The sequence below is a fragment of the Streptomyces huiliensis genome (genome assembly GCF_020037025.1).
GTDB classification, from domain to species: domain Bacteria; phylum Actinomycetota; class Actinomycetes; order Streptomycetales; family Streptomycetaceae; genus Streptomyces; species Streptomyces huiliensis.
Window position 1 is genome coordinate 59,346 of record NZ_JAIQLH010000068.1, and the last position, 6,819, is coordinate 66,164.

Here is a 6,819-nt window from a genome sequence, read left to right on the forward strand (position 1 = left end):
TCCTTGGGCGTCACCATTGCTTGGGGGCCACCATTGTACGAGGGGCTTCGTAGTTTGACGGATGTCGTAGTACGGTGAGTATCGTACAAGCGTCGTGCCGCCGGCCTCCGGGCCGCAGCCCCCACCCGTCGCGAATGGAGTTCCCGTGAGCACCCTCTTCGAGCCGCGCACCCTGCGGTCGCTGACCATCCCCAACCGCGTCTGGATGGCCCCGATGTGCCAGTACAGCGCCGAGCCGGCCGGGCCGCTCGCGGGCGTGGCGCAGGACTGGCACTTCGCCCACTACGCGGCCCGCGCCACGGGCGGCACGGGCCTGATCCTGCTGGAGGCGACCGCCGTCTCCCCCGAGGGCCGCATCAGCCCCTACGACCTCGGCCTCTGGAACGACACCCAGGCCGAGGCGCTCCGCCGGATCACCGGCTTCCTCAAGAGCCAGGGCACGGTCCCGGGCGTCCAGCTCGCCCACGCGGGCCGCAAGGCGTCGACCGAGCGGAGCTGGAAGGGCGGCGGCCCCGTCGGCCCGGACGGGCACGGCTGGCGACCCGTGGGCCCGAGCCCGCTGCCCTTCGACGAGGGCCACCCGGTCCCCGCCGAGCTGACGAGGGAGCGGATAACGGAGATCACCGGCGAGTTCGCGGCCGCCGCGCGCCGCGCCCTGGACGCCGGCTTCGAGGTCGTCGAGGTGCACGGCGCCCACGGCTACCTGATCGGCGAGTTCCTCTCCCCGCACAGCAACCGCCGCACCGACGAGTACGGCGGCTCCTTCGAGAACCGCACCCGCTTCGCGCTGGAGGTCGTCGACGCGGTCCGCGCGGTGTGGCCCGAGGAACTGCCCCTCTTCTTCCGGATTTCCGCGACCGACTGGCTGGAGGACGAGGCCGGCTGGACGGCCGACGAGACCGTGCGCTTCGCGGCCCTGCTCAAGGAGCACGGCGTGGACCTGCTCGACGTCTCGACCGGCGGCATCGCACCGCGCGTACGCATCCCGGTCGGCCCCGGCTACCAGGTCCCCTTCGCCGCCAGGGTGCGGAACGAGACGGGACTGCCGGTCGCCGCGGTCGGCCTGATCACGGAGGCCCGGCAGGCCGAGAAGATCCTCGACAACGGCGAGGCGGACGCGGTGCTGCTCGGCCGCGAACTGCTGCGCGACCCCTCCTGGGCACGGCACGCGGCGCGGGAGCTCGGGGCCGACATCCGGGTGCCCGAGCAGTACCACCGCTCGGTGTGACCCAGGGGCGCCACGCGGCGGCCGGGGGAAAGCCGGTCCGTCACGCCGTCACTTCGGCCGCGTACGGCGGCTGGGCGCCCGCGCGGGAGCAGGTGACGGCGGCGGCGCGGGCGGCGAAGGAGAGGGTGTCGCGCCACTGTTCCGCGGTGGGGGACGGGGACGGGACGAGGGCGCCGTGGACGTCCAGGCGGTGCAGGAGCGCGGCGTTGACCGTGTCGCCGGCACCGATGGTGTCCACGACGGCCACCTCCTCGCCGGGCACGGAGAGTTCGAGGCCGTCCCGGGTGAGCACGGTCAGGCCCGCTCCGCCCCGGGTGAGCACCACCGCGTACGGGCCGGCCGCGAGCCACTCCCGGACGGCCGCCGCAGGGTCGCCGGGGCCCGCGAGCCAGGCCGCGTCCTCTTCCGAGAGCTTCAGCAGGGTGACGTACGGCAGCCAGGAGCGGAAGCGGGCCCGGTAGGCGTCGGCGTCCGGGATCAGACCCGGCCGGATGTTGGGGTCGAGGGCGGTGAACAGGCCGCCGTCCGACGCGCGGCGCAGCAACTCCTCGTACGCCGAGGCCCCCGGCTCCAGGACGAGCGAGCAGGTGCCGAACGAGACCGCGCGCGCCGCCGCGGGCAGCGCGTCCGGGGCGTGGAAGAGGCGGTCGGCGGCGCCTTCGACGTGGAAGGAGTAGGCCGCCGAGCCGTCGGCGCCGATGTGCGCCACCGCCAGGGTGGTGGGCTCGGGACCCCGCTGGACGAGCGAGGTGTCCACCCCGTCCGCCGCCAGGCCGTCGAGCAGCGCCGCGCCGAAGCGGTCGGTGGACAGCCGGGAGCAGAACGCGGCCGGGGAGCCGAGGCGGGCCAGCGCCACGGCGGTGTTGTACGGGCCGCCGCCGCGCTTGGGCCGCAGGGCGGGGAGTTCGGCCACCCCGGTCCCGGTCCCGGAGGGCGTACCGGCCGCGTCGGCGGCGGGCTCCGCGGGGACGAGGTCGATCAGGGCTTCCCCGGCAACGATGATCATGGTGGGAACGGGCCTTTCCTTACAGGCGGTACAGGCGGTACAGGCGGTACGAAAAATGCGGCGGTACGGGCAGGGCCAGCGGCACGGGCCGTGCGCCGGGGCCGGTCTCAGCCCGCGCAGCCGCAGGAGCCGCGGTGGACGAAGGCGCACGGCAGCCGCAGCGTGCGCGGCGCCCGGTCCGGCTCGGCGAGCCGGTCCAGCAGCAGCCGGACCGCGGCCGCGCCGATCTCGCGGCTCGGCTGGGCGATCGCGGTGAGCCGGGGCTCGAACAGGTCCGCCCAGGAGAAGTCGTCGAAGCAGACGAGCGCCATGTCGCCGGGGACCGACAGCCGCGCGGCCCGCAGCGCCCGGAGCGCGCCGATGGTCATGGCGTTGTTGGCCGTGACCAGGGCGGTGGGCGGCTCGGCGAGCGCCAGCAGCCGGTGGACGGCCTCCTCGGCGCCCTCCGCCCGCGAGTCGCCGCCCACGACCAGGCCGGGGACGTACGGGAGACCCGCCGCCGCCAGCCCGGCGCGGTAGCCGGCGACGCGCTCGGTGGTCGTGCTGAGCCCGGGCGCGCCGGCGACCAGCGCGATCCTGGTGTGGCCCCGCTCGGCGAGGTGGCCGGTCAGCCGGGCCATGGGCGCCTCGTTCTCCGCGCACACCTGGTCGTGGGCGCCGCCGGCGAGGCGGTCGAGGAAGACCGCCGGCACCTTCGTCCGCGTCAGGTGTCCGAGCATCGCGCCGGGAGCGGCGGACGGCGCGATGATCATGCCGTCGACCCGCCGCTCCTGCAGCAGCCGGACGGCCCTGAGTTCGTGCTCAGGATCGTCGTGCGGATCGGCGATGAGCAGGCTGTACCCGGCCTCCAGGGTGCTCGCCTCGACGCCCTGGAAGATCTCGGTGAAGTACGGGTTGCTGATCGCGGAGACGGCGAGCCCGATGGACCTCGTCCGGGACGTCACCAGGGAGCGGGCCAGCGTGTTGTGCGTGTAGCCGAGTTCCTCGATGGCCGCGCGGACGGCGTCGCGGGTGGCCGGGCGGACCGGGCGGGTGTCGTTGAGCACGTGCGAGACGGTGGCCACGGAGACCCCGGCGCGCCGGGCCACGTCCGCCATCGTTGCCATGGTCCCGAGCCTCCCCGTGCGCCGGCGCGCCGCGCCGCCGCCCGACCGCGGTCCGGCCGATCCGGTCGCGGTCTCCTCCGATGTTGTCCGACCGGTCGAAGTTACCTCATCGCCGGATGGACGTAAACGCTTGCGCAAACGCTTACGTCGCGGTTACGGTCCCGCCACCACACGAGGAAGTGAGGAGCGAGCCCATGCGCGCAGTCCTGGTCACCGGTCCGGGCCGGGTCGAGGTGACCGAGGTGCCGGATCCCGAACCGGGCCCCGGTGAGGTGGTCGTCGAGGTGTCGTCGTGCGGTCTGTGCGGCACGGACATGCACATCCTCGGCGGTGAACTACCCGCCGCCCGCTACCCCCTGGTGCCCGGTCACGAGCTGACCGGCCGCGTGGTGGCGCTCGGCGCGGGGGTGACGGCACCCGCGGTCGGCAGCCGCGTCGCCGTCGACCCCAACCTGCCCTGCGGCGCCTGCCATTACTGCCGGATCGGCCGGGGCAACCTCTGCGAGAACTACAGCGCGGTCGGCGTCACCCGCGACGGCGGCTTCGCCGAACGGGTGGCGGTGCCGGCGCGCTGCGCGTACGTCCTGCCCGACGGTCTGTCGGACGCGGCGGCCGGCCTGGTGGAACCGCTGTCCTGCGCGGTGCACGGCCTCGGCCGGCTGCCCCGCCGGCCCGGCGAGCACTACCTGGTCTACGGCGCGGGCACGATGGGCCTGATGATGGCCGCGGTGGTGCGCGGCGCGGGCGCCGCCTCCGTCTCGGTGGTGGACGTCAACACGGACCGGCTGGCCTTCGCCCGGTCCTTCGCGGCGGACGCCGTGGCGGCGGACGCGGCCGCCCTCGGCCGCCCGGAGGGCTTCGAGGTGGTGATCGACGCGACCGGCGTGGTCGCGGCGATCGAGGACGGACTGACGCGGGTCCGCAAGGGCGGCACGTTCCTCCAGTTCGGCGTGGCCGACCCGGCCCGCACGGCCGCGTTCTCGCCGTTCGCCGTCTACCACCGCGAGATCGACATCATCGGCTCGATGGCGGTGCACCACGGCTTCCAGCCGGCGATCGACCTGCTCGCCGCCGGGCTCGACCTGGACCCGCTGGTCAGCCACGTGTACGGGCTCGACGACTTCGACGAGGCGGTGGCCGCGTTCCGCGCCGGCACCGGCCGCAAGATCCACATCGCGCCCGCCGCGCGGCCCGGGACGGTGCAGGCACCGGCGCCGGCATCCGGAGAGGGCGGACGGGCATGAGCGGACCCGCGGCGTCCACCGCCCGCCCACGGCACGTCCTGGACCGGATCGGCATGCCCCGCGTCCTCGGCTGGGGCTACACCGGCGTGCTGCTCTTCATGATCGGCGACGGCGTGGAGACCAGCTACCTGTCCAAGTACCTCGGCGACGACCTCGGCTTCTCCGAGACCGGCGCCGGAGCGGTCATCACCGTCTACGGCGTCACCGCCGCCATCGCGTCGTTCCTCGGCGCGGGCCTGCTGTCGGACCGCTGGGGCCCCCGCCGCGTCATGGCCGCGGGCGCCGCGGCCTGGGTGGTCTTCCACGTCCTGATGCTGGCCGTGGCGGTCCCGGCGGAGAACTACTGGCTGGTCATGGTCACGTACGGCCTGCGCGGCTTCGGCTACCCGATGTTCGCCTACGGCTTCCTGTCCTGGGTCATGGCGGTCGCGCCCAGGGACCACCAGAGCAAGGCCGTCGGCTGGTTCTGGTTCAGCTACAGCGCGGGCTACCCGATCCTCGGGTCGTTCGTCTTCGCCGCCGCCACCCCGGCCCTCGGCTTCTACGGGACGCTGTGGCTCTCCCTCGCCGTGGTCGTCGCCGGCTCCCTCGTCGTCCTGCTCCTGCTCCGGGAGCGGACCGGCTTCGCCGGGCTGGCGCCGGGGCGCGACGCGCGGAGCGAGCTGGCGGGCACCTTCCGGATCCTGTTCGAGAAGCCGAAGCTCGGCATCAGCCTGCTCATCCGGCTCGTCAACACCACGCCCTCGTTCGGCATGTGGGTCTTCATGCCCTTCTTCGTCCGCGACCTCGGGTTCGGCGACGGCGAGTGGAACACCCTCCTCGTCGTCATGATGGTCGCCAACCTCGGCGCCCTGCCGGTCTTCGGCGTGCTGGGCGACAACTGGAGCGGCCGCAAGACGTGCGCGCTGTTCGGCGGCGTACTCGGTGCCGTCGGCTGCCTCCTCTGCTACTACCTGTCCGCCGCCGCGGGGCACGCCTTCCTGCTGGCGGCCGTCGCGGTCGCCGTCTACGGCGCCGGCCTGGCCGGGTACGTGCCGCTCCCCGCGATGATGGTGGCCCAGGCCCCGGAGCGGCGCGGCCAGGTGATGGGCGTGTACACCCTCGGCGCGGGCCTGAGCGTCGCCGTCGGCCCGCTGATCGGCACCGTGACGTACGGCTCGTTCGGCTTCCGGGGGCTGATGTGGATCTACGCGGCGCTGCTGCTGCTCAACGCGGTGCTGTGCCTGTGCGTGACGTCGCCCGGTGACGGCCTGCCCAGGGAACGCGCGATGGAGCCCGCGGCCGGCGAGCAGGGCGCGGGCGTACCGGGCCCGCGAGGCGGGGCCGCCGGCCGGTACGAGGATGCCGCCCGCGACGGCGGCGGAACCGCCGCGGCGGCGGAGACGCCCGCCTGACGGCCGCGCACCTCCGGCGGGCCGAGGTTTGCGGCCCCTCCCCGGGTGCTACCGGTACAGGGCTCGCGGACACCACGGACCACCGGAGGAACGGATGACGACCGCCGTACCCAACATGCTCAGCACCTACCCGGCCGACCTGGGCGGCGTGGACCGCAACAAGCTCGCCACCTGCATCGAGGAGTGCGTGAACTGCGCCCAGGCCGGCACCGCGTGCGCGGACGCGTGCCTGTCCGAGGAGATGGTCGCCCGGCTGGGCAAGTGCGTCCGCACCGACGCCGGCTGCGCCGACGTCTGCGCGACCACCGCCGCCGTCCTCTCCCGCCGCACCGGCTACGACGCCAACGTCACCCGCGCGATCCTCCAGGCGTGCGCCACCGTCTGCCGGGCCTGCGCCGACGAGTACGAGCGCCACGCCGACGCCCACGACCACTGCCGCGTCTGCACCGAGGCGTGCCGCCACTGCGAGCGCGCCTGCGCCGACCTGCTCGCCTCGCTGGGCTGACGGGGCCTCGCCGCCGCTCCCCCTGGGGGCGTACCGGAACGCACCGGAGGCGGAGGGTGGCCGTCGCTGTGCGGTGGGCCGCCGCACAGCGGTGCGCGCGTACTCCGGGGCTCAGCGGCGGTACATCACGTAGAGCTTGCTGTCGTGGGAGGCCGCTGAGGGTTCGTCCATGGGCTTCGCCAGGGCATGCGGGCCGACGGAACCCAGGGCGCCCCAGTGCTGGGAGTCGCGGCAGAAGCGCAGCGTGCCCTCCGTGTCGCGGAGGAAGACCCACAGGTCGTCCTGGTGGACGACGAGGGCAGGACCGTGCGTGCTGAGCCACGAACTGATGGTGCC

Annotated in this window: 7 protein-coding genes; 4 read left to right on the plus strand and 3 right to left on the minus strand. The window is 74.3% G+C overall.

The genetic code is table 11. The features are described from left to right. Nucleotides 1-145 precede the first annotated feature (145 nt). Nucleotides 146-1,228: an NADH:flavin oxidoreductase/NADH oxidase gene (locus JNW98_RS14450; RefSeq protein WP_223768607.1), complete on the plus strand. Its 1,083-nt coding sequence runs from the start codon at nucleotides 146-148 to the stop codon at nucleotides 1,226-1,228. A gap of 40 nt (nucleotides 1,229-1,268) precedes the next feature. Here JNW98_RS14450 and JNW98_RS14455 read toward each other — a convergent pair whose 3' ends face one another. Both JNW98_RS14455 and JNW98_RS14460 read right to left on the minus strand, forming a co-directional pair. Next, nucleotides 1,269-2,234, minus strand: coding sequence for a carbohydrate kinase family protein (locus tag JNW98_RS14455; RefSeq protein WP_223768608.1), 966 nt, complete (start codon nucleotides 2,232-2,234; stop codon nucleotides 1,269-1,271). 107 nt (nucleotides 2,235-2,341) lie between these two features. Continuing rightward, nucleotides 2,342-3,340 carry a LacI family DNA-binding transcriptional regulator gene (locus JNW98_RS14460; protein WP_223768609.1) on the minus strand — a complete coding sequence of 333 codons (999 nt, stop codon included), beginning with the start codon at nucleotides 3,338-3,340 and terminating at the stop codon, nucleotides 2,342-2,344. A gap of 194 nt (nucleotides 3,341-3,534) precedes the next feature. On the opposite strand from JNW98_RS14460, the gene JNW98_RS14465 reads away from it, so the two are divergent. The 3 genes from JNW98_RS14465 (at nucleotide 3,535) to JNW98_RS14475 (ending at nucleotide 6,483) form a co-directional block, all read left to right on the plus strand. Then, nucleotides 3,535-4,584: a zinc-dependent alcohol dehydrogenase family protein gene (locus tag JNW98_RS14465; protein ID WP_223768610.1), complete on the plus strand. Its 1,050-nt coding sequence runs from the start codon at nucleotides 3,535-3,537 to the stop codon at nucleotides 4,582-4,584. Continuing rightward, complete coding sequence (locus tag JNW98_RS14470) at nucleotides 4,581-5,978, plus strand: MFS transporter (protein ID WP_223768611.1); 1,398 nt, start codon at nucleotides 4,581-4,583, stop codon at nucleotides 5,976-5,978. Before JNW98_RS14465 ends, JNW98_RS14470 begins: the two co-directional genes overlap by 4 nt. A gap of 94 nt (nucleotides 5,979-6,072) precedes the next feature. Then, nucleotides 6,073-6,483 (plus strand): four-helix bundle copper-binding protein, encoded by a 411-nt coding sequence (locus JNW98_RS14475; protein WP_223768612.1) that lies wholly within the window; start codon nucleotides 6,073-6,075, stop codon nucleotides 6,481-6,483. A 111-nt stretch (nucleotides 6,484-6,594) separates the two neighbouring features. Here JNW98_RS14475 and JNW98_RS14480 read toward each other — a convergent pair. Further along, nucleotides 6,595-6,819: hypothetical protein (locus JNW98_RS14480; protein ID WP_223768613.1), on the minus strand; the 225-nt coding region annotated here is incomplete at its 5' end.